The 21,257-nt window shown below is 66.6% G+C and carries 21 protein-coding genes; 8 read left to right on the top strand and 13 right to left on the bottom strand.

What is annotated here, in order from left to right; genetic code table 11:
- Positions 1-92: 92 nt before the first annotated feature.
- From SK854_RS33690 to SK854_RS33680, 3 genes are all read right to left on the bottom strand, one after another.
- Positions 93-1,055 carry an ATP-grasp domain-containing protein gene (locus SK854_RS33690; RefSeq protein ID WP_319979162.1) on the bottom strand — a complete coding sequence of 321 codons (963 nt, stop codon included), beginning with the start codon at positions 1,053-1,055 and terminating at the stop codon, positions 93-95.
- Positions 1,056-1,210: 155 nt separating this feature from the next.
- Complete coding sequence (locus SK854_RS33685; RefSeq protein WP_319979161.1) at positions 1,211-2,560, bottom strand: hypothetical protein; 1,350 nt, start codon at positions 2,558-2,560, stop codon at positions 1,211-1,213.
- On the bottom strand, positions 2,557-3,861 hold the full coding sequence (locus tag SK854_RS33680) for an MFS transporter (protein ID WP_319979160.1): 1,305 nt from the start codon (positions 3,859-3,861) through the stop codon (positions 2,557-2,559). The genes SK854_RS33685 and SK854_RS33680 overlap by 4 nt, the downstream gene beginning before the upstream one ends.
- 116 nt (positions 3,862-3,977) lie before the next feature.
- On the opposite strand from SK854_RS33680, the gene SK854_RS33675 reads away from it, so the two are divergent.
- Entirely contained in the window at positions 3,978-4,625 is a 648-nt protein-coding gene (locus SK854_RS33675; RefSeq protein WP_319979159.1) for a cyclodeaminase/cyclohydrolase family protein, read from the top strand.
- Positions 4,622-5,464, top strand: a complete 843-nt coding sequence (locus tag SK854_RS33670; protein ID WP_319979158.1) for a bifunctional 5,10-methylenetetrahydrofolate dehydrogenase/5,10-methenyltetrahydrofolate cyclohydrolase — start codon at positions 4,622-4,624, stop codon at positions 5,462-5,464. The genes SK854_RS33675 and SK854_RS33670 overlap by 4 nt, the downstream gene beginning before the upstream one ends.
- Before the next feature lie 492 nt (positions 5,465-5,956).
- Here SK854_RS33670 and SK854_RS33665 read toward each other — a convergent pair whose 3' ends face one another.
- The 7 genes from SK854_RS33665 to SK854_RS33635 form a co-directional block, all read right to left on the bottom strand.
- On the bottom strand, positions 5,957-6,262 hold the full coding sequence (locus SK854_RS33665; RefSeq protein ID WP_319979157.1) for a transposase: 306 nt from the start codon (positions 6,260-6,262) through the stop codon (positions 5,957-5,959).
- A 152-nt stretch (positions 6,263-6,414) separates the two neighbouring features.
- Positions 6,415-7,386 carry an L-histidine N(alpha)-methyltransferase gene (gene egtD, locus SK854_RS33660; protein WP_319979156.1) on the bottom strand — a complete coding sequence of 324 codons (972 nt, stop codon included), beginning with the start codon at positions 7,384-7,386 and terminating at the stop codon, positions 6,415-6,417.
- Positions 7,383-8,108 carry an ergothioneine biosynthesis protein EgtC gene (egtC, locus tag SK854_RS33655; protein WP_319979155.1) on the bottom strand — a complete coding sequence of 242 codons (726 nt, stop codon included), beginning with the start codon at positions 8,106-8,108 and terminating at the stop codon, positions 7,383-7,385. The genes egtD and egtC overlap by 4 nt, the downstream gene beginning before the upstream one ends.
- A gap of 4 nt (positions 8,109-8,112) precedes the next feature.
- Positions 8,113-9,402, bottom strand: a complete 1,290-nt coding sequence (gene egtB / locus SK854_RS33650; RefSeq protein ID WP_319979154.1) for an ergothioneine biosynthesis protein EgtB — start codon at positions 9,400-9,402, stop codon at positions 8,113-8,115.
- Positions 9,399-10,598 carry a glutamate-cysteine ligase family protein gene (locus tag SK854_RS33645; RefSeq protein WP_319979153.1) on the bottom strand — a complete coding sequence of 400 codons (1,200 nt, stop codon included), beginning with the start codon at positions 10,596-10,598 and terminating at the stop codon, positions 9,399-9,401. The genes egtB and SK854_RS33645 overlap by 4 nt, the downstream gene beginning before the upstream one ends.
- A 146-nt stretch (positions 10,599-10,744) precedes the next feature.
- On the bottom strand, positions 10,745-13,654 hold the full coding sequence (locus tag SK854_RS33640; RefSeq protein WP_319979152.1) for a PQQ-dependent sugar dehydrogenase: 2,910 nt from the start codon (positions 13,652-13,654) through the stop codon (positions 10,745-10,747).
- A 203-nt stretch (positions 13,655-13,857) separates the two neighbouring features.
- A complete protein-coding gene (locus SK854_RS33635; RefSeq protein ID WP_319979151.1) occupies positions 13,858-14,010 on the bottom strand; it encodes a hypothetical protein in 153 nt (50 codons plus the stop codon).
- A 154-nt stretch (positions 14,011-14,164) separates the two neighbouring features.
- Here SK854_RS33635 and SK854_RS33630 point away from each other — a divergent pair, with 154 nt between their 5' ends.
- On the top strand, positions 14,165-14,758 hold the full coding sequence (locus SK854_RS33630) for a TetR/AcrR family transcriptional regulator (protein ID WP_319979150.1): 594 nt from the start codon (positions 14,165-14,167) through the stop codon (positions 14,756-14,758).
- Between the two features lie 31 nt (positions 14,759-14,789).
- Complete coding sequence (locus tag SK854_RS33625; protein ID WP_319979149.1) at positions 14,790-16,079, top strand: cytochrome P450; 1,290 nt, start codon at positions 14,790-14,792, stop codon at positions 16,077-16,079.
- A 158-nt stretch (positions 16,080-16,237) separates the two neighbouring features.
- Here the strand turns inward: SK854_RS33625 and SK854_RS33620 are convergent, their stop codons facing one another.
- On the bottom strand, positions 16,238-17,713 hold the full coding sequence (locus SK854_RS33620; protein ID WP_406601861.1) for a peptide MFS transporter: 1,476 nt from the start codon (positions 17,711-17,713) through the stop codon (positions 16,238-16,240).
- Positions 17,714-17,856: 143 nt separating this feature from the next.
- Here SK854_RS33620 and SK854_RS33615 point away from each other — a divergent pair, with 143 nt between their 5' ends.
- Positions 17,857-18,420: a TIGR03086 family metal-binding protein gene (locus SK854_RS33615; protein ID WP_319979147.1), complete on the top strand. Its 564-nt coding sequence runs from the start codon at positions 17,857-17,859 to the stop codon at positions 18,418-18,420.
- A 4-nt stretch (positions 18,421-18,424) separates the two neighbouring features.
- The gene (locus tag SK854_RS33610) at positions 18,425-18,856 is read left to right on the top strand and encodes a glycoside hydrolase family 75 protein (protein WP_319979146.1); all 432 of its coding nucleotides are present in this window, start codon (positions 18,425-18,427) and stop codon (positions 18,854-18,856) included.
- Positions 18,857-19,014: 158 nt separating this feature from the next.
- On the opposite strand, the gene SK854_RS33605 is transcribed toward SK854_RS33610, so the two are convergent.
- Both SK854_RS33605 and SK854_RS33600 read right to left on the bottom strand, forming a co-directional pair.
- Positions 19,015-19,506, bottom strand: coding sequence for a GNAT family N-acetyltransferase (locus SK854_RS33605; RefSeq protein WP_319979145.1), 492 nt, complete (start codon positions 19,504-19,506; stop codon positions 19,015-19,017).
- Positions 19,503-20,003 (bottom strand): DUF4262 domain-containing protein, encoded by a 501-nt coding sequence (locus tag SK854_RS33600; RefSeq protein WP_319979144.1) that lies wholly within the window; start codon positions 20,001-20,003, stop codon positions 19,503-19,505. Before SK854_RS33600 ends, SK854_RS33605 begins: the two co-directional genes overlap by 4 nt.
- Before the next feature lie 127 nt (positions 20,004-20,130).
- Here SK854_RS33600 and SK854_RS33595 point away from each other — a divergent pair, with 127 nt between their 5' ends.
- Positions 20,131-20,967 (top strand): helix-turn-helix domain-containing protein, encoded by an 837-nt coding sequence (locus SK854_RS33595; protein ID WP_319979143.1) that lies wholly within the window; start codon positions 20,131-20,133, stop codon positions 20,965-20,967.
- Positions 20,964-21,131 (top strand): DUF397 domain-containing protein, encoded by a 168-nt coding sequence (locus SK854_RS33590; RefSeq protein WP_319979142.1) that lies wholly within the window; start codon positions 20,964-20,966, stop codon positions 21,129-21,131. The genes SK854_RS33595 and SK854_RS33590 overlap by 4 nt, the downstream gene beginning before the upstream one ends.
- Positions 21,132-21,257: the final 126 nt, after the last annotated feature.

The following is a 21,257-nucleotide window of genomic DNA, read 5'->3' as shown; positions in this document are numbered from 1 at the left end:
GTGGCTCGAGCAGGAGTGACGAAAGAAGATTTCCCCAGTTGCACCCTAGCGGGTGTAATTCACTCCGAGATTACCGGAGCCGTAAGCGACTATCAAGACTTCGCCTCCAACCACAAGTCGAATCGGCGCCGGTAGCTCGCAAAACGAAGATCGAGAACTCGCGCCATCTCCGGGCTTTCCATCCAGGACTTCGGAATGTAGGCGTCGATCTCCACTTCACACAGGTGGTAGTCGGACCCGTCGTACAGAAAGTCGACCCCGATCCACGGTGTGCCGATCCGTTCCGCGATCTCGGTTGCCGGCGCGACCAGGTCCTCCGGCACGGGCACGATCTCGGTCCGGCCGCCCCCGCCGGAGTTGTTCACCGTCTTGTTGGGTCCCAGGTGCCGGACGGCGGACAACGCGGGCCGCTGGTCCACGCACATGACACGGACGTCGGTGAGGGTCCCGCCCGCGCCGAGCATCGGTTGCACGACCATCGTCAGTTCCGCGGCACTCGCGAGGCGCAAGGCCATGATCAGCTGCCCCTCGTCGTGCGCCCGGACCACGCCGCGGCCGGATCCCCAGTGGGCCGGCTTGACGATGACCGGGTAGTCGATGCCGACGTCGTCCGGCTTGGTCCGCAACACGGCGAAATCCCTCGTCGGGATGTTCAACGTGGGAATCGTCCGCACGCCGCCGATTCTGCCGAGCTCCATGAGAGTCGAGATCTTGTCGGTCGTGAGGAGATTCTGAGCGGATCGGATCAGCGTGCAGTGGCCGGAAGACTCCAGCGCCTGGAACGTGGACAAGAACCGCCACACGTCCTTTTGGAACTGGGGCCAGGTCTCCAGCTTGTTGTGGAACAGGGTGCGCCCGGGATCTACCCGTTCGCCCTTGACGTAGACCCAGGACTCGTGGCCGTCGAACACGATCTCCACATCATCGACGGAAATCGCCTCCAGCTCGAACCTCGCGAGCTTCGCCGACCGCCTGTAGTTCTCCCATGCGGTCGGATCGTTCTCGAACCGCGTCCGCTCTGGATAGAGCCAATAAAGCCTGTCCAACTCTTTCACCACTCCCCCAGGAATAGCCGAAATTTATCACTGCACATGTGCTGCCGGGAACTCCACCGACCAACACTCGGCGACGAGGCCTCCGGATCGCCACCTCACCGAGCACCGATTCGAAGAAATCGCGGTGAACAGTCGGCCCCATGCAGCTGGTCGAATCATGTACCAACTTCCGCCACATGGAAACCAGCACCGGTCTTGGAGCCGGCGCTCTCACTGACAACACCGGAACCAGACGCTGGAGACGCGCGCAGCATCAGCCCTCCGTGCATGTCCTGGATGCTGTAGACACCCCAGTTGACGATCATGTGCTCGACCTCGTCCTGCTTGCCGGTGAGAAACCGCTCCCACACCGGCTCCACGCGTTCCTGGACGACATGAGGTGTGACGAGAGCGGAATCCACTGAGCGCTCCCAGACATCCTCGGGCGTCCTCCACCCGATCACCACCCCTTTGCCGCCCAATGCCGACACCGGCTTCAGCACGAACCGGTCGCGATGGGTGACAACGTGCTGCACCAGATCAATTCGTTCACCGTCGAGCATGACCTTTTCAGGCTTCAGGATTCGCGTCCAGGGCACGATCCGAGCGATCAGCTCTCGCTGCGACGGCTCGAACACCGCCGAGTTGCGGTCATCGCTCAACATGGCCAGACATGCCTTGCTGCTCGTGACGTCCGTCGCGAAGGGAGTGAAGATCCGCACTCCCCCTGCCCGTGCGATGGCTTCCACCATTTGCACGAGCGCGGGCATGGCGGGATCTTCGATCAGATCGGCGACCGAGAACATGCGGTGGACGACATCGACGCGACGCCCCTGGAGGTACAGCCGGCCACCGAGCTCTTCAAGTTGACCGAGGTGACATCCGGCAGCTTCCACACCGACAGCAGCGAGACGCGCGACGAGGCCTGGAAACGAGGGCTTGGTCGGATCATAAGCGCCTGGACATCCGGCGATGGCCACGAATGCCGAGTCGCCGGCTCCTGCGGTGACCGCGCGCGCGATCGCCGGCCGCGGATCATCGTAGGTCAGATGTTCCGCCGCGGCGAAGGCCCGGAAGTCGTCGTCCTCGAGCGCACGATCAAGCACCGCGCCGAAGTCCCATCCGCCGATGTTGCTGCCACAGTTGAACTCCAGCAGTCGGAACCCCGTTGAGGTCAGGTAGAAGTCAGCCCGTCCCAAGACCGCGCTCGCCAGATCGTGACTGCGCACCACCGCTTCGACCTCTGGCGGACGCATGCCCACAGCAGCGGCCATCCTCGCGGTACTGCCGTCGAAAAGGCGTTCAGGCAACTCCCTCAGCAGTGCGTGCAACGCCTTGGTGTCGTCCGCAAGGCGGCCGTATTCGGCAGCGCCGAGAAACACAGGTCGGTTTAGCAGCGGAACGCCGCCGCGGAACGTGCCCTCTCGCTCCAATTCGTCCAATGTGGACACAATGCGCGCCGAACCGCGTCCGGGCGAGAGAAACCTCCGTGTCACGGCGTTTTCCGCCGCGAACTGGCCGATCATCGCTTCACCTCCGCGGTGCTCAGCGTCGGAACGTTCTCCGGTTCCGCGGAGGTGGCCACGTCGGGCATCGGCAACTCGCGCATCGACCGCAGTGGCGAGAAGTAAACCCATGCGAATGACAGCGCGGCACCGGCTCCGGCGACCCACAACACCGGCCGAGGACCAGCGACGGAGGCGAGCACGCCACCCAACAGGTTGCTGAGCGGCACCGTCCCGGCGAGCAACACCCGCCCTGTTGCGCTGACCCGCCCGAGGAGCGCTGGTGGTGTTGCGGCTTGACGGAAGCTGACCACTGAGACGTTGTAGACGACTCTTCCGACGGAGCCCGCGAACAAGGCGGCCGCCACCAACCACAACCTCCAGCCCTGCCCGGCAAGGGGAATCAGCAACGGTGGCACGCCGAACATCGCTGCGGCCAGGCAGATTCCCGGTCCCTGACCGAAGGCGCGCATCACCCGAGAGACCAGCAGGCCGCCGACGACACCCCCAAGGCCGGTGAACGTGAACAACACACCGATCGTCCCGACGGACACTCTCAGGTCCTGCACCAGGAGCACCATCAACATGGGTGCGCCGAGTCCGCCGAAGAAGTTGAGGCTCGCGGAGCAAGCCATCATGAACCGCAGCAGCCGGTGTCCGAGCAGAAATCGCACACCTTCGCCGATCTCCCGTCCCAAATTGCGACGAGCCGAGCGTTCTGCAACGATTTCCCGCACGCTGATCAGCGATACGCACGCCGCTGACCACAGATATCCAACCACCGCCGCCACCAAGGCGAACGGCGCGGTGAACCACTGGACCAGCAGACCCGTCAACCCCGGACCGGTCGTCTGCGCAACGCTGTACACCGTCTGCAGCGCGGCATTGCCTTCCACCAGCCGTTCACGAGGAACCAGTTGCGGCAGAGAGCTCTGATAGGCCACGTCGAAAAAGACTGTCAGTACGCCTGCTCCAAGAGCGACCAGATAAAGATGAATCATGGTCACGTCGGCGAACCACCAGGCGAATGGCACGGTGGAGAGCAGCACCGCGCGTCCGACATCCGCCGAGATCATGACCGTGCGCCGTCTCACGCGATCGACCCACGCACCCGCGAACAGCCCGACGACCGGAAGCGGCAACGTTCCGCACGCGGCAAGCACGGCCGCTTCGAAAGCCGAGGCGTCGACCGCGACCAACGCGACGAGCGGAAGGCCGATCAAGACCACCTGGGAGCCGGCTTGACTGAGCACGTCCGCCAGAAAGATCTGCCGAAAGCCCTGGTTGACCAGCACAAGGTGGCGATCGGCGAGGACGGTCACAGGGCGAGTATGACCCGGCACTGACAGTACCGCCCCCCATTCGGGTGAACTGTGCCCTGACTCACACGCATACGCGAAGTGAGTGCTTCCACGCCGCTGACTAGCATGAACGGCTGTTGTCCACGGCCATGGAGAGGACGTTGATGCGCGACCAAGCTATAAGCGAGTTCCTGGACGCTTTGGCCGACCGGGTGCCCGCTCCGGGCGGCGGCGCGAGTGCCGCACTGCATGCCGCGCAAGCCGGCGCGCTGCTCGCGATGGTAGCGAGGTACAGCGATGGCCCGAAGTACGCGGAGCACGCAGAGAGCATCCAGCGCATTCTCCGAGCAGCCGAAGACCTGCGCGCAAAGGCTCTTCAACTCGCCGAGGACGACGCATCCGCGTTCGGCGCGGTGGCCGACGCCTACAAGCTCCCCAAGGACAGCGACGAGGCAAAGCAAGCGCGATCAGCCGCGATCGCGGCTGCGCTGGTCGACGCCGCCAAGCCGCCGGCGGAGATCATCGATGTGGCCGGGCAGATCGTGGACCTGGCCGAACAGCTACTCCCTGTCGGTAACCGCAACGTTGTGACTGACATCGCGGCCGCGACAGAGGCAGCCCGTGCGGCCGCTACCACGGCTCGAGTCAATGTCGAGATCAACCTCGGCGGAATCAAGGATGAGCTGACTCGCAAGGCCCTGACCGAGCGCGCAGATGTCACTGACGAGATCGCGCGGCGTGCGGAACTGGTGACCGCGCGAGTGCGTGAGGAGATCGCAAAGTGACTGCGCAAACTTTGTCGGGCAAGGAATTGGCCGCATCGATCCGCGAGGACGTGACGCTCCGGGTGGCCGAGCTGACCGCATCCGGCAGGCCAGTCCGGCTTGCGGTGGTCACCGCTACTGAGGACGAATCGAGCGCGTGGTACGTGCGGGCGATCGCCAAGGCGGCCGCCAAAGTCGGCATCACGTGCGACATCGCTGATCTGGGTTCAAAGGCCGACCGGCAGAAGATTTCCGACACGCTTGTCGCGCTCAGTGCCGATCCCGCGGTGCACGGCATCATCCTGCAGACTCCACTGCCGGAGGGTCTGACCCTTGAGGAGTTGGGTTCGGCCATCGCGCCGGAAAAGGACGTGGACGGCGCGAACCCGCTCTCATTGGGTCGGCTGGCTGCTGGTCTACCCGCATTCGCACCGGCGACAGCCGAAGCCGTGGTGACGATTCTGGAGCATTACGACGTGCCGGTGAGCGGACGGCACGCCGTGGTGGTGGGTCGGTCCACAGTGGTCGGAAAGCCCGCTGCGCACCTCCTGCTGGACAGGCACGCGACAGTTACGGTGTGCCACTCGCGTACCGCGGACCTGGCGGCTGTGACCTCACAGGGCGAGATCCTCGTGGCGGCAGTGGGCCGCGCCGGCCTGATCACCGCCGATCACCTCAAGGACGGCGCAGTGGTCATCGACGTCGGAACCAACCCGACTCCAGACGGTGGCCTGGTCGGCGATGTCGACGCGGCGGCGGCTGAGCGTGCCTCCGCGATGACACCGGTACCCGGCGGAGTCGGACCAGTGACCACTGCGCTGTTGCTGCGTCATACCGCTGAAGTGGCGGAACGCGCCTAGTGCGCTGATCACGAACGCTCACCTGGTGGTGACACGCCGGTCGAGGTGCTGAACTCCTGACCCGGATCGACTCACCCTCGACAGCGACTTCGTCGTGGCAAGCGCGAGTCGATCCGGGTGCGGCGGGCGACGATCATCATGGCCTCGGCATCAGGGACGCCGATGCCCACGATCGCCCGCCCGCCCGGCGCTCACGAGGGCACCTAAGTGGGCGGGAAGCCGTTCGCGCTCGGCCACGCCCGCTCCGGGGATCCGGAACGGCCTGGAACGACACCGGCAGATCCTGCGCGAGCACGGGGATCACTTTCCGGCGCACCAGCACGAGGAAGAGCCGACCGACCCGGATCTCGGCACCGTGCTCGACCGCTGGTCCCAGACGCATCCGCGGTGGCGCAACGCCACTGCGTCCGCAGCGAACGCCGACAACGCTGGGGCCGCCCACGAGCAGCCTGACCGACCTGAGCGCCCCGTCACGCCGGTGAAGCCAGTTGGTCAGGCGGCTGGGGTGACGGCGTAGCCGAGAACTTCGAATTGGCGGATGTGGTTGCGCTTCTTCGCGCAGCGGCGTCTGGCGATGCGGCGGTGGCGTTCACTGAAGAAGGGGTGGGTGCGGGCGGCCTCGCCCAGGACGCGGGGTGCGAACCGTGGCGAGGCGGCCAGGTGAGCAGGGGTGGGGAAACGGATCATGTCCGGCCCGATCTGGGCGATGATCACGGAAGCGGCGGTCGAGCCGATGCCTGGGATCTCATCCAGCCGGGCGATGTGCGGGGCAAAAAGAGGTGAGTGGCTGGGCGACACAGCTGACCTCGGCGCGTTCGGCGGCAGGGACCTCGGCAAGCACGTCCGCCGCGCATCTCGGGTCCGACGGTGGAGGCGGCTTCGGACTGGCTGACGCGCTGTCCAGGCCGGTGAGCCGCCTGTGTCCACCTGTCGTCCGGTTGTGGCCTGGCTTACACCGCTTGGGCCAGTGAGACCGCGAACCTGCCCTCCGAATCGGTCCACCACCGGTGCAGCGAGAAGCCGGCGTCCGCCAGTTCCTGCTTCACGCCGTCCTCGCGGAACTTGGCCGACACCTCGGTCCGCAGTTCCTCGCCCTCGCGGAACTCGACGGTCAGGCCGAGTTCGGCGATCGTCACGCGCATGGCCCGCTTGGCGCGCAGGCGCATCTCGATCCATTCCTGCTCGGCGTTCCACAACGCCACGTGCTCGAACGCCTCGACGTCGAAGTCTCCGCCGACCTCGCGGTTGAGCACGTTCAGCACGTTGCGGTTGAACTCCGCCGTGACGCCCTGCGCGTCGTCGTACGCGCGCACCAGCGTGCCCGGATCCTTCACGAGGTCCGTGCCGAGCAGCAGCCACTCCCCCGGTTCCAGCACGTCGCGGACCGTGCGGAGGAACTTCTCCCGTTCCTCCGGGATCAGGTTCCCGATCGTGCCGCCCAGGAACGCCACCACACGCGGCGATTCACCTGGGAGCAAGCTCAAATGCTGCGTGAAGTCACCGACCACGCCGTGCACGCGCAAACCCGGGTAGTCCGCGATGATCGCGTGCGCGGCCTCGGTCAGCGCCGACACCGACACGTCCTGCGGCACGAACTCCTTGAGCGTTCCGTGCTCCCTCAGGGCGCTGAGCAGCAGCCGCGTCTTCTCCGACGAGCCGGAACCCAGCTCCACCAGCGCATGCGCGCCCGTCGTGGCCGCGATCTCGCCCGCGCGCTCGGCGAGCACCTCCCGTTCGGCACGGGTCGGGTAGTACTCGTGCAGTCGGGTGATGTCCTCGAACAACGCGCTGCCGACGGCGTCGTAGAACCACTTCGGCGAGACCCACTTCGGGTCCGCGGTCAGTCCGGCCCGCACGTCGGCACGTAGCGCGTGTGCGGCGTCCTCCGGCTTGAGATGAACGTCCAGCACCGGCTCGGTCATAGTGGTCGAACCTCCACAGTGGATGGAACGGCGGTGACCACGTGCCGGTCGGGGATCTCCCGCCAGCCCGGGTCGTCGTCGAGCGGCTCGGACGCGAGTGTCACGCCCTCGCCTTTCTGCAGCACCCACAGGGCGTGTGTCCACGTTGTCCCCACGAGCACTTCTCCGTTGGTCAGCAAGAAGTTCAGGCGCGACTTCGGTGCCGCGTCCGCGACCTCCCGCACGAGTTCAACGAGCGTTTGGGCCGGGTTCTTCCCGGTCTCCAGACGACGTCTGAGGACCGTCCACAGCAGCGCGGAGTCGGTCGGCGCGTCCATCGTGAGCACGTCGGTCACGTCGAGCGTCTTCGCCAGCCCCGCCACGGTGTGCGGCCAGCCGTCGACGCGTCCGTTGTGGCTGAACAACCACGTGCCGTCGGTGAACGGCGCGCAGGCCGCGTCGGTGACCGGCATGCCCGTCGTCGCTGACCGGACCGCGGCCAGGAAGGCCGTCGATTCAGCACCCGCCAGCTGACGCAGGTTCGCGTCGCTCCACAGCGTTCCGGCGCGCCGGTACCTCACCGGGCCGGGGAACCAGCCGACGCCGTAGCCGTCGACGTTGACGGTTCCCCCCGCGCGCATGTCGGACGGCGCGTACGACTGGTGCTCCAACGAGTGCGGTGCGTCGAAGAGCAGGCTGCCGATGGGCACGGCGGTGCCCAGGTAAGCCAGATGGCGGCACATCGGGTCAGGCGTCCCTGGCGCAGCGGAAGCCGGAGAAGATCTGCCTCCTGATCGGGTAGTCCCAGTTGCGGAACGTGGAACGGACCGCCGACTTGTCGGTGCCGAACGAGCCGCCGCGCAGCACCTTGTAGTCCGGTCCGAAGAAGACCTCGGAGTACTCCTTGTACGGGAACACCTCGAAGCCCGGATACGGACCGAAGTCGCTGGAGGTCCACTCCCACACGTCACCGATCAACTGGTGCACGCCGCTGGGCGACGCCCCCGCCGGGTAGGCGCCGACCGGAGCCGGGCGCAGGTGGCGCTGGTTCAGGTTCGCGTGGGCTTCCGTCGGTTCCTCGTCACCCCACGGGTAACGGCGGGTCTTGCCGGTCGCCGTGTCGAAGCGGGCCGCCTTCTCCCACTCGGCTTCCGTGGGCAGGCGCTTGTGAGCCCACGTCGCGTAGGCCTGGGCCTCGTGGAAGCACACGTGCACAACGGGTTCGTCCGGCACGATCGGTTCGGTCACGCCGAACGCGGTGCGGACGAACGAGTTCTCCTCGCGCTGCCAGAACCTCGGCGCGACCAGCTTGGCCTTCGTCCGGTGCTCCCAGCCCTCGTCCGTCCACAGGCGACGGTCGTCGTACCCGCCGGCCAGGATGAACTGGGCGTACTCGCCGTTCGTGACCGGTGTGGTGTCGATGAAGAACGAGTCGACGTGAACGGCGTAAGCGGGACGTTCGTTGTCGAGCGCCCACGGTTCGTCCGAAGTGCCCATTTCGAACGGTCCGCCTGGAATGAACACTTCCGTTACGGGAACAAGGTTTCCACCGGGCGGCAGCGGCGCGTGCAACACCGGTTCGCCGGTGCGCAACTGGTGCGTGGCCAGCATCGTCTCGTCGTGCTGCTGCTCGTGCTGCACGATCATGCCGAACGCGAAGCCGTTCTCGACGAGCCGGCGCCCCTGCAGCGGCACCTTTTCCAGCACGTCGAACACCTTGCCGCGCACGTCCCCGACGTACTGGCGGGCCTCACGCGGGTTCAGCAACGGCAGCTCGGGCCGCACGCTGCGGGAGAACTTGAACGCGTCGTAGTACTCGTCGATGTCGCTGCGCACCGGTTCGCGTCCGCCGACGTCGCGAACGAGCCACAGCTCTTCCTGGTTGCCGATGTGCGCCAGGTCCCAGACCAGCGGCGACATCAGTTTCGAATGCTGCCGGACGAGATCGTGCTCGTCGACGGCGTCGGTCAGGGCGGTGGAACGCGCGCGCGAGCGCAACAGTTCCTCCGCCACCTGCTCGCGGAGTTGTTCGGTCACAGCTTCCCCTCAAGCTCCCGGCTGATGGTGCTGATCTGGTCGTCGGAGAGTCCGGTGCGGGGCAACGCCTCGATCCCCAGCGCGACGACTTCCTTCGCGGCCGTGGCGATGCGTGCGTCCGTCATCCCGTGCCGTGCGGCGGTGAGCCACCGCCCGGCAGCCCGTTCCGTCGCCGCCAGCACACCGTCCACAACGGACGGATCGCTGAACAGCGCGACGAGCAGCGCGCTCGGCGCGATCCACCCGCCAGGCGCGGGCGTGTCGAGGTATCTGATCTCGATGTACCCGCGCGGCCGGACCGGCGGGAACATCAACGACATGTGGTAATCGAGGTCGTCGCTGGTAGGGACCCGATCGTGTGCCCCATTTATCCAGTCCGCAAACGTCATCGGCCGCGGCGGAATCCAACTGGGACCAGGCCCGCGCACCACGATGACGGGCGCGTCCACGACTCTTCGCGCGTAGGCCTGGGCCGGATCGGCGCACACAGCACTGGGTCTGGTGCGCACGGGATCGCAGCCGTAGAGCGTCCGCATGCGCGCCGACGCCCAGCCTTCGTGCATCCCGCCGATGCTCGGCGAGTTCGCGAACAACGCGATCATCACCGGCCCGAGCTGATGCACGGCCGCCCACCGGTCCTGCAGGTGCTTCTGCTCGCCGAAGTCGAGGCACACCTGAAGGCCCGCGGTGTTGCACATCATCGAGATGCCGTCTTGACCGAGCGCGCCGAACGCGTGCTCCATCGCGGCGTACCGAGGCACCTGAAGCATGCGCGTGGGTCTGCGATGCAGGTCAGAGCCTCGCTCGCCGAGCACGAGACCGTGGTCGGCCAGCATGGCGGTGAGGTGGGAGATGTCCTGGGAGACCGTCTGGAAGAGGTCCGGGAGGCTGGTGCAGGGAGGTGTGGAGATCTCGACCTGCCCGCCCGGTTCGACGGTCAAAGGAGTGCCGCTGGGAAGCGGCCGCTGGGGGCTGTCCGGAACGAGTGTCGGCGGCGCGTGCTCCCCGAGAGCCGCCGCCAGCCTGTGCCTGTCGAGCTTCTGAGCCGGATCTTCGGCGTGGTGCACCGTCCATTCGAGCTCCACGCCGAACAGCCTCGGAGGCCCGTGCTTGAAGCAGACCGAGGCAACGTAAGCCTCGGCCTCGGCGCGGTCGGCGAACCTCGCCGGCGCCCTTTTGTTACGCAACGCAGTCACGCTGCCACACTCCCCGTGATCGTCTGGCCCGTCCGACGCTACACGCGGGGTCTGACAGTTGCAGCTCTCAAATCCTTACGAAACAAGTGAAGTGCCCGTACGCACGCGTGCGTACGGGCACCCGTCTCACCTGGTGGAGATGTGTCTTACGTCCTGGCGTTCGAACGGCCGCGCAACACCGTGTTGGCGGTTGACGCGTTCTTGATGGCCGTCTCGATCTGGGCCATCGTCGAACCGGAAGTGATCCCGGGCACGGTCGCGGTGTTCAACGCGTACAACGTGAACGTGTACGGGTTGGTCGAGCCGCCGGGGCAGGGCCCGAAGTACTTCAGGGCGTTGCCCCCGGACCCCATCGCCTTCTGCTTGGCCGCTCCCTGACCGGGCACGGCGAACCCGGACCCGAGGTTCTCCGGCAACGACCGGGTGGAGCCCGGAATGTCCCAGATCGCCCAGTGCAGCTTGTTGCCGGAGTTCACCCGGTCCGCGAACACGATCGCGTAGGCCTGTGCCCCGGTCGACTCGCCCCACGCCAACGGCGGTGAGGGGTCCTGACCGGCGACACCGTCACCGGCGCAGGTGTGCTTGGCCGGGATCATCGCGTCGTCCGCGAACGCCGAGGACGTCAGCTTGAAACCGCCGCCGCCACCGCCTTCGTAGACGATGTCGATGTGCAGGACGCGGTCGTTGCCGGCCGAGCCGTCCTTGTCCGTCGTGGTCGTCAGCCAGATGTCGCCGTCGCGGTCCACCTCGACCGTGCGCAGGCGGTTGTAGGTGCCCTGGAAGTAGATCTGCTGGTCGACGAGGTTGCCGTTGGCGTCGATGCGCATGCGGTAGATGCGCTGGCCGACGGTGGTGGCGACGAAGACGTAGTCGTTGATGATCGTCAGGCCGCTGGGTGAGGCCTGCGAGGTCGACCAGGTCTTCTTCGGCGGGATGGTGCCGGTGCAGTTGCCCGACGTCCCTTCACAGGCGTCCCAGCCGTAGTTGCCGCCCTTGGTGATCAGGTTGACCTCGTCCTGCGACGAGTTGCCGAACTCCGAGGCCCACAGGCGGCCCTGCGAGTCGAAGTCGAGGCCCTGCACGTTGCGGTGGCCGTAGCTCCAGATCGCCTTGCCCGAGAACGGGTTGTCGGCGGGGATGGAGCCGTCGGGGTTGATCCGCAGGATCTTGCCGGCGTTGGTGTTCAGGTTCTGCGCGTTGTTGCCGTTCTGCGCGTCACCGGTGGAGATGAACAGGAAGCGGCCGTCCGGGCTGAACCGCAGGCGCCCGCCGTTGTGGTAGCGGTTCTTCGGCACACCGTCGAGCAACGTCGTCCAACCGGACAGCTGAGCACCGTCGAACTGCGCCCTGACCAGGCGGTTTCCGCTCGCGTAGGTGTGGTAGACGTAGATGAACCGGTCGGAGGCGAAGTTCGGCGAGACCTCGATGCCGAGCGCGCCGCCCTCACCGTTCGTGCCGACCGCGCCGGGCACCTTGCCGACGACGGTCTTGCTGCCGCCCTCGGTGATGCGCAGGACGTTGAACGTCTCACGCTCGGTCACCAGCGCCGAGCCGTCGGGCAGGAACCCGAGGCCCCACGCCACGTCGACGCCACTGGCGATCTGCGTGACGGCGCCGGGGTTCGGCACGCCGGTGCCGCCGCCCGCGCCGGGCTTGACGGAGATCTCGTTCGAGAACGCCGAGAAGTTGCCCGCCGCGTCCTTCGCCCGCACCTTCACCAGGTACGTCTGGCCGTTGACCAGGCCCGCGACGGTCGCGGAGGTGGCCGAACCGTCAGCGGTCTGCTTGAGAGCGCCGTCGAAGTGGATCTCGTAGCCGGTCACGGCCACGTTGTCCGTCGAAGCACCCCACGCGATGGACACGCTGGTCGACGTGGTGCCGGTCGACCGCAGCGTCCCGGGAGTGGTGGGCGCCTGGCCGTCCGGCGGCGCGGGCTGGGTGCGGCCCGGCACGTTGTTCGAGGCCTGCGAGACGTTGCCCGCCCGGTCCTTCGCGAACACCGTCCAGTCGTAGAGGGTGTCGGCGCGCAGGCCGGTCGCGGTGCCCTCCAGCACGTTGCCGACGCTCGTGACGAGCTGTCCGTGCTGGTAGATGTCGTAGCCGGTGACGCCCACGTTGTCGGTGGCCGCCTCCCACTTCAGCGACACCGAGTTGTGGGTGGAACTCACGAACTGCAGGTTGCGCGGCGGCGTCGGCGCCTCGTTGTCCGCGGGACCGGTCAGCACGGCGGTCAGCTTGTCCGCGTTCGGGCCGCCGTTCGCGGTCGTCGCGGTCGCCTTGATCTTGTTGGAACCGGCGTGCAGCGTGACCTTCAGGGTCCGCGTCTGCCACGTCGTCCAGGCGCCCGTGCCGGGGAACGACACGGTCTGCGCACCGGCGCCGTCCAAGGTCACCGAGACCGGGCGGTCGATCGTCGTTCCGTTGGCGTAGCGGAACGTGAGGTCGTGCTCGCCGCCGGAGTCGGCGTTGATCGTGTACTCGACGGACGAGCCGATCACGTTGTCGTAGTTGACGAAGCCCGTGCCGGAGAAGCCGGCGTGGTTGGACTCCACGACACCCTGCGAGATCGTCGCGTTCTCCGCCTCCTGCTCCAGGGCGGGAACGCTCGCGATCTCATCGACCTCCACGTAGTCGAGGTTCGGGCCGCCGGTGGCACCGGTGGACGTGAGCTTGATCTTGTTCTCGCCCGCGTTCAGGTTCACGGTGTTCTCGGCCGACACCCACGTCGTCCACGCACCCGTGCCCGCGAAGGCGCGCTCGTCGACGGCGAGGCCGCCGTTGACGCTCACGTCGACCGGCCGGTTGTCCGCGGTTCCGTTGGCGTAGCGGAAGACCAGCTTCGCCTGGCCCGCCTTCGAGGCGTTCACGGTGAACTCGACCGAGCTCCCGGCCACGTTGTCGACGTTGACGAACCCGGTTCCGGAGAACCCGGCGTGGTTCGACTCCACCACGCCCTGCGAGATCGTCGCGCTCTCCGCTTCGTACCGCACCGGCGCCGCGAGGGCCGACTCCGGTACCGACATCACCGCGATGGCTGTTGTGCAGGCAACACCCATCGCGCCGAACGTGCGAAACGCCCGGCTTCTACTCGGTGCCACTGTTGTGCCTCCCACAAGATGGGTAGGGGGATCACGACGGAGCGGCGGCGGATTCAGTTTTAGACAGGAAACTTTCCTGACTGTCGCGCAGATCACACCACCCGCGACATCCGGAGTCAACCCCCTCCGGGAACTGCGGGAAAGCGCTTACCAGAATCCCGTTACCGATCCCGGTTCTCGGCCAGCGCGGAGATGAGATCCGTGACCGAGCGGCTGAGCAGCAGATCGATCACGTGGACGCCTGTGGACTCGCGCCGCTGCCACCCGAGGCGCTCAGCGAGCGCCGACAGCTTGATGATCTCCTGCGTGTCCATGGCGCGGAAGGATATGGCCGGAAGCCCGCCCGTTCGCGCAGGCCCGCCCGATGATCCACACGAAAGGGATCCGCCGGGAAGATCACACTGATGGACCTGTCCAATCCGTACGTACGGATTGGATTTCCCGCTCTCCCCCTGCGACCATCTACCGGTGCCCAGGGTCAGTCAGGACCACCTCGACGCCCGCCGCCGTCAGATCCTCGACGGCGCGCGTTCCTGTTTCGCGCGACACGGCTACGAAGGTGCCACCGTACGCCGTCTGGAAGAGGCAACGGGACTCTCTCGCGGCGCGATCTTCCACCACTTCCGCGACAAGGAGTCGCTCTTCCTCGCACTCGCCGAGGACGACGCGCTCCGGATGGCCGACGTGGTGGCCGAACAGGGCCTCGTCCAGGTCATGCGCGACCTCCTCGACGAGCCGGAGAAGCGGACCGAGGAGCACGCCGCCGACTGGCTCGGCACGCGCCTCGAAGTCTCCCGGCGGCTCCGCACGGACCCGGACTTCCGGGCGCGCTGGGCCGAGCGCAGCGAACAGCTCACCGCCGCGACCCGTCAGCGCCTGATCCGGCAGCGAGAAGCCGGCAACCTGCGCGACGACGTCGACGTGACGGTGCTGACCAGCTTCCTGGAGCTCGTGCTCGAAGGCCTCGTCTCGCACCTCGCGATGGGCCTGCCCGCGGACGACATGGAGCCGGTACTCGATCTGGTAGAAGAAACCGTGCGGCGACACCGCCGCAACTCTTGAGAGTTCTTCGCGTACCACTCAATGTGGACGTATGCCGTCCACGCTGAAGACAGCCACTCAGTTCTTCGCGCTGCGCACGCTCGTCCGCGGCTACGCGCTGCTCGGTGACCCGTACGCCGGTGTCATGGCCTCGCCACCGGACCGCGACCCGTACCCGATGTACGAGAAGGTGCGCGCCAAGGGCGACATGGTGCGCAGCCGCATGGGCGCCTACGTCACGCCCAGCCGCGATATCTGCGACTCCGTGCTGCGGGACAACAGGTTCATCACCGCGACCTTCGACGAGGCGTCGATGGTGCCGATCACGCTGGTCAAGGACGGCGAGAAGATCGTCAACCCGGTGCAGGACTCGTTCCTGATGATGAACCCGCCGACGCACACCCGGCTGCGCAAGCTCGTCCAGCCGTTCTTCACGCCGCGTGCCCTGAAGGACCGCACCGAGTCCATCCAGAAGATCGTCACCCAGTACCTCGACCGCCTCGACGACCGGTTCGACGTGGTCTCCGAGTTCGCGTCACAGGTGCCGATCCAGGTCATCGCGGACCTGCTGGGCGTGCCGGACGACCACAAGGACGTCTTCGCGCGCTGGGGAAGCTCGCTGGCGGAGACGCTCGACGGCGTGTGGTCGCACAAGCAGCTCAAGAACCTGCACGCCACGATCATCGAGTACAACGACTTCATCGACGGCCTGATGGACGAGCGCCGCCGCAACCCGAAGGACGACATCGTCAGCCACCTCGTCACCCAGCACGAGGACCTGAGCCGCGAGGATCTCGTTGCCACGACGGGGTTGTTGCTCTTCGCCGGGTTCGAGACGACGGTGAACCTGATCAGCAACGGCGTGCTGAAGGCGTTCGAGAACCCGCACACGATCGCGCCGCTGGCCCAGAGCCCCGAGTACGCCGAGGGGTTCGTCGAGGAGGTCCTGCGCCTCGACCCGCCCGTGCAGTACACGATCCGCTGGCCGAAGGAACGGCTGGAACTGGCCGGGGTGTCCCTGCCGAAGGGCATGCCGGTGATGCTGATGCTGGCGGCCGCGAACCGCGATCCGCGCGTCTTCTCCGACCCGCTGAAGTTCGACCCGACGCGGTCCAACGCGCGCGAGCACCTCGCGTTCAGCGCGGGCATCCACTACTGCATCGGCGCGGGACTGAGCCGCATCGAGGGCTCGCTCGCGTTGCACGAGCTCTTCAAGCGCTTCCCGAACCTCGGCGCGGACGGCCCTGTCACGCGTCGGCGGTCCAAGCTCATCCGCGGCGCGTTGCGACTTCCGGTGCGTGCCAACGAAACCAAACGGTCACTGGCAGTGAAGTCGACCTGACCGCGGGCGAAATTTGTTGCGGCACGTGCTCGACTTCACCCGGCTGGAGCAATGTTCGTGCCCCAATGACACATGTGCGTAGTGCATCCTTGTAGACGAGAGGGAGACCCGCCGCACCGCCGCCGCGACGGGCCTCCCTTTCGCCTTTCAAGAACTACTTACTCGACGCCCGCCATGAGCTTGCGGATCACCGGAGCCGCCACCGCGAGCGCGACACCGAGGACCACGGCCGCGCCACCGAGCGTGAAGAAGTACGCCGAGGGGCTCGTCGTGTAGAACTTCACGAGCTGCGCGGCCACACCGGTACCGGCGGAGACCGCGAGGAACCACAGGCTCATCGTCTGCGACGCGAACGCCTTGGGCGCCAGCTTCGTCGTGACCGACAGGCCGACCGGCGACAGCATGAGCTCACCGCAGGTCATGATCAGGAACATCAGCACGAGCCAGAGCGGCGTCACCTTGCCGTCGGCAGCCGAGTTGCTGGCGAAGTACATGAGCACGAACGACAGGCCCACGAGCACCAGCGCGCCGGCGAACTTGCGCGGGGTCGAGGGCGCGCGGTCCTTGAGCTTCAGCCACAGCCACGCGAACACCGGCGCCAGCGCGATGATCATGATCGGGTTGATCGACTGGAACCAGGCGACCGGGAACTCCCAGCCGAACACGTGGTTGTCGACGTGCGAGTCGGCGAACTCCGCGATCACCGAGGCGCTCTGCTCGAAGATCAGCCAGAACATCGCCGCCGCGACGAACAGCGGGATGTACGCGAGGACGCGCGGCTTCTCCTCCGGCAGCGTCTTCTTGCTGCGGTACATCACGGTGAAGTACGTGATCGGCAGGATGATCGACATGATGCTGATCATCAGGATGACGCCCTCGACGTCACCCAGCACGTACGAGAGGACGCCGAGCGCACCGATCGCGACCGCGATGAGACCGATCAGGCCGTAGACACGGCCCTTCTCGTTCGGGTGCAACGGGTTCGGCGCCACGGCGGCCGAGCCCCGCAGGTTCTTGCGGCCGAGCCGGTACTGGATCAGGCCCGCCGCCATGCCGACCGCGGCGACGGCGAACCCGGCGTGGAAGCCGACGCCGTCCGCGAGCGCGCCGGTGATCAGCGGCGAGACGAAGCCACCGATGTTGATCGCCATGTAGAAGACCGTGAAGCCGGCGTCACGACGCGTGTCGTCGCGGCTGTAGAGGCCGCCGACGACGGTCGAGATGTTCGGCTTGAGCAGGCCGGTGCCGAAGACGATGAAGATCAGGCCGAGGTACACGCCCGTGATCCCGATGGGCAGTGCCAGTGCGATGTGACCGCACATGATCAGCACGCCGCCGTAGAACGTCGAGCGCTGGCCGCCCCACACGCGGTCGGCGAGCCAGCCGCCCGCGACACCGGACATGTAGACCGCGGTGCCGTAGATGGCCACGACAGACAGGGCGAGCGCCTTGTCGACGCCGAGACCTCCCTCGGCCACGGCTGTCCACAGGTAGAGGCCGAGGATGGCCTTCATCCCGTAGAACGAGAACCGTTCCCAGAGTTCGGTGAAGAACAGCGTGGACAGGCCTCGGGGGTGCCCGAAGAATCCCTTGTCCTGCGCGGAGATGCTGGCGCTTGGAGCGCTCACAGTCATCGTCCTCTCGTGTCAACGATGTCACGGCGGATCTGGTCGAGATTACGCCGAACGCTCGTACGGTTAGAAATCGGGGTTGCGTCCGAGTGGCCCAACTCTCACGCCAGGATGCGCGGTTGGGCAGGATTTGATGCACTGCTGGGATGGACTTGATCCAGGCGCACGGCATGGCGATGACGGAGTTCGACCGACGGGTCCGGGAGATCGCTCCTGACCAGTGGTCGCTCGGCACCCCCTGCCGGGAGTGGTCGGTCAGAGATCTCGTCGGCCACCTGGTCTACGAGCAGCTCTGGGCCCCGGAACTGCTCGCCGGCTGCACGGCGGAGCAGGTCGGCGACCGCTTCGACCACGACAACCTGGGTGATGATCCACTCGTGTCCTGGGTCGTGGCGGCCGCGGCGGCGCGCGAGGCGTGGCTCGGGCCGCACGCACTGGCGAAACCCGTGACCGTGTCGTCCGGGAAGCTGGACGCCGAGGAGTACTGCTGGCAGATGACCGCGGATCTCGCGGTCCACGCCTGGGATCTGGCGCGCTCGATCGGCGCGGACGAACGCATTGATCCCGATCTCGCGTCGGCTGTTCTGTCCTACGTCGAACGCAACGTCGAGGACTGGAGTGGTTCGTCGATGTTCGATTCGCCCGTTCCGGTGGGCGCGGACGCCGACGACCAAACACGACTGATCGGACTTCTGGGACGTAAGCCTTAGCCCCTTGACGGGCGCTGTTCGGTACAAGGCCGACCTGGACGTCGACTGCGACGGCCAGCGCACCGCGAAGTGCGGCGAGAGCACCGACCCGTGGTTCCAGCCCGGCACCGCGTTCCACGACTCGAAGGGAAAGCCGCTGGTCGCGGACAAGCTCCCGTACGTCGTCGTGCCCTCGCCGAGCGGCACCTGGGACTACCGCGAGTTCGGCATCCACGGCGGTGGCGTCGTCGCCGTCATCTACAACGGCCGGGTCGACTACGCGGTGGTCGCGTCCGCGGTGAACCTGGGCATCAACCCGAACCCGGAGAACGGCGGCACCGACGGCCCGGTGCACCACCTCTACTTCAAGAACTCGAAGGTCTCCCCGAACGAGGACCACGCGAAGGCCACCTCACTCGGTGAGTCACTCGCACAGCAGTTCCTGAGCCAGAACTAGATTGCCCGGTTCGTTTTCCGAAACGCCCCGCTCCGCATCCCCCTGTGCCTCCTGCGGGGCGGGGCGTTCCTCCCCCGGCCGCGATCCCCGGATTCCCCCCGGACCGTTGATCGCACCGCTTTTGTACAGGGTGTTCGTTGTCCGGTGTCGACGCTCTTTCAACGGACAACGACGTCCGGACAACGTTTTGGTCTCTGCTCCAGGGTGACGCACCTGATTCCCACCGCGTCCAGGTGCTCGCTGACCCTGACGAACCCGGCGCTCTCGTAGAACCTGATGTTCCCGTCGCTCTCGGCCCCGGTGAAGAGCCAGACGACCTTCACGGCCTCCGGCGCGTGCTCGCTGATCGCCTGGAGGAGCTTCCGCCCGGCTCCGGCGCCCTGGACGTCGGGTGCGACGGACAGCCGGGCCACCTCCATCCGCTCACCGTCGACGCGACTGCGCACCGACCCGACGAGCCGCTGCCCGTCGAACGCTCCGAGCGCGGGCGTGCCGTCTTCGAGGTGCTTGCGGATCTCGTCGAGCGTCTCGACGAGCGGCGGCAGGTCCCACGCGCCGTACCGTCTGGCTTCCTGGAGGTACGCGGCACGCTGGATCGTCATCACCTCACCGGCGTGCCCGGGCTTCAGTTGTCCGATGTGGACGTTCACGGCCCGGTGACCCCTGGCGTCCAGCTCTCCGGCAGACCGCTCTCCGTGAGGATGATCTGGTGGTCGTGGAACCCTTGCGGCGCATCGGGCTGCCACGGCCACTGCCCCTGCGGCGTCGGCACGATCATCTGCACGGCCGCGAACTCCGACCCGTCGTAGAGCAGGTACGCGCTCCCGAAGAACTCCGGGTAGAACCCCTTGTACACCCGCTCGAACGTGATCGGCACGCCCTCGAAGAAGTCGTCGTAGAGCTTGCCCGGCTGGAACCGCTCGCCGTCGCTGGCCCGCTTCACGTACATGTTGACCAGGTTCTCGCCCATGCCCTGCGGCAGCCCGATCACCACGGCCTCGGCCACCCCGAACCGGCGCCAGGCCCCCACCGAGAACACGTAACCCGGCCCCTCGGCGTCCGGGTTCACGACGATGTTGGTGTGGCCGAACCGGTCGGCCGCGGAGAGCAGACGGGCCCTCAGCTCGATGTCTTCGTCGGAAAGCACAACACCCAGCCTACGGCACCCCTCCGGCGCCTTATGCCTGCTTGGAGCTGTTCCAACGCTCCCACCTTCAGGCAGATTTGGCGCGAAACGATAGAGGTTTCGCGGTCTCTGCCCCTACCGTCCGTCCATGCCCAAGAGATCGTCCAGCGTGGTGGGCCGCGAGTTCGGCAACGGCGTCCGAGCCGCCATCGAGAGCACCGGACTGACCCAGCGCCAGCTAGCCGAACTGCTCGGCTGGCAGGAGGCAAAGTTGTCCGACATGCTCGCCGGCAAGGGAGGCGTCAACGAGCTGGAAGTCGCCACTTTGCTCGCCTACTGCCGCACACCACTCGTCGAACGCGAACGCCTGCTCGACCTGTTCCGCGAGGTGGGGAACTTCTACGTGGAGGTTCCCGAGGACGGCCTGCCGGATCAGGTCCGCACGCTGATCAACCAGGAGAGGGACGCAACAGAGATCACCTGTTGGTCGATGATCCTCGTCCCCGGCCTGCTCCAGATCTACGAGTACATCGCGGCCGTCACCGCCAAAGCCCAGACGGTCTCCAAGGAGGACATTCCGAAGGCCGTCGCGGCGAGGGCTGCCCGAGCAGAGATTCTCGAATACACCCGGACGTTCACCTTCTACGTGCACGAGCAGGCGTTGCTGCTTCAGGTCGGCGGTGAGGAGGTGTGGCGCGAGCAGCTCGCCCACCTGCTGCGACTGTCGGTGCGGAAGTACATCAGCATCCGGATCGTCCCGAGGTCGGCCGGCATGCACGCCGGCACGTGCGGCGACTTCCGGTTGATGAAGTTCCCGAAGTACCCGCCGGTCGTCTACATCGAGAGCGTCAAGTGCTGCTTGTTCTTCGATGACAAGGAGACCGTCGACACCTACGAGAACATCCTGAAGGACCTCGCTGCCGTCGCCCTGGATGAGGAAGAATCAAGGGCGGTGATCAACAGCATCTTGGAGGGCCTCCAATGACCAACTGGCGCAAGAGCAGTTACAGCGGCGATGGCGACAACTGTGTGGAGGTGGGCCACGGCGTCGGCATCCGTGACAGCAAGGCTCCTGCCACGCACCTCCCCTTCTCGGCAGCTGCGTGGTCGACGTTCTTGGCCACCGTCAAGGCCGCGCAGTCCCGCTGAGTCGCAGTCGGTGCGCGGCGACCAAGGCCTGCCGACCGGCCGACTTCGACCGTCCAGCGGACACCGAAGGTGCAAGCGGTCGAGTGCCCCGGGAACGGCACGACGCCGTTATAGGTGAAATCGGTC

The sequence above is a fragment of the Lentzea sokolovensis genome (assembly GCF_033949975.1).
GTDB lineage: Bacteria > Actinomycetota > Actinomycetes > Mycobacteriales > Pseudonocardiaceae > Lentzea > Lentzea sokolovensis.
This window is presented reverse-complemented; position numbering and strand designations above follow the sequence as displayed.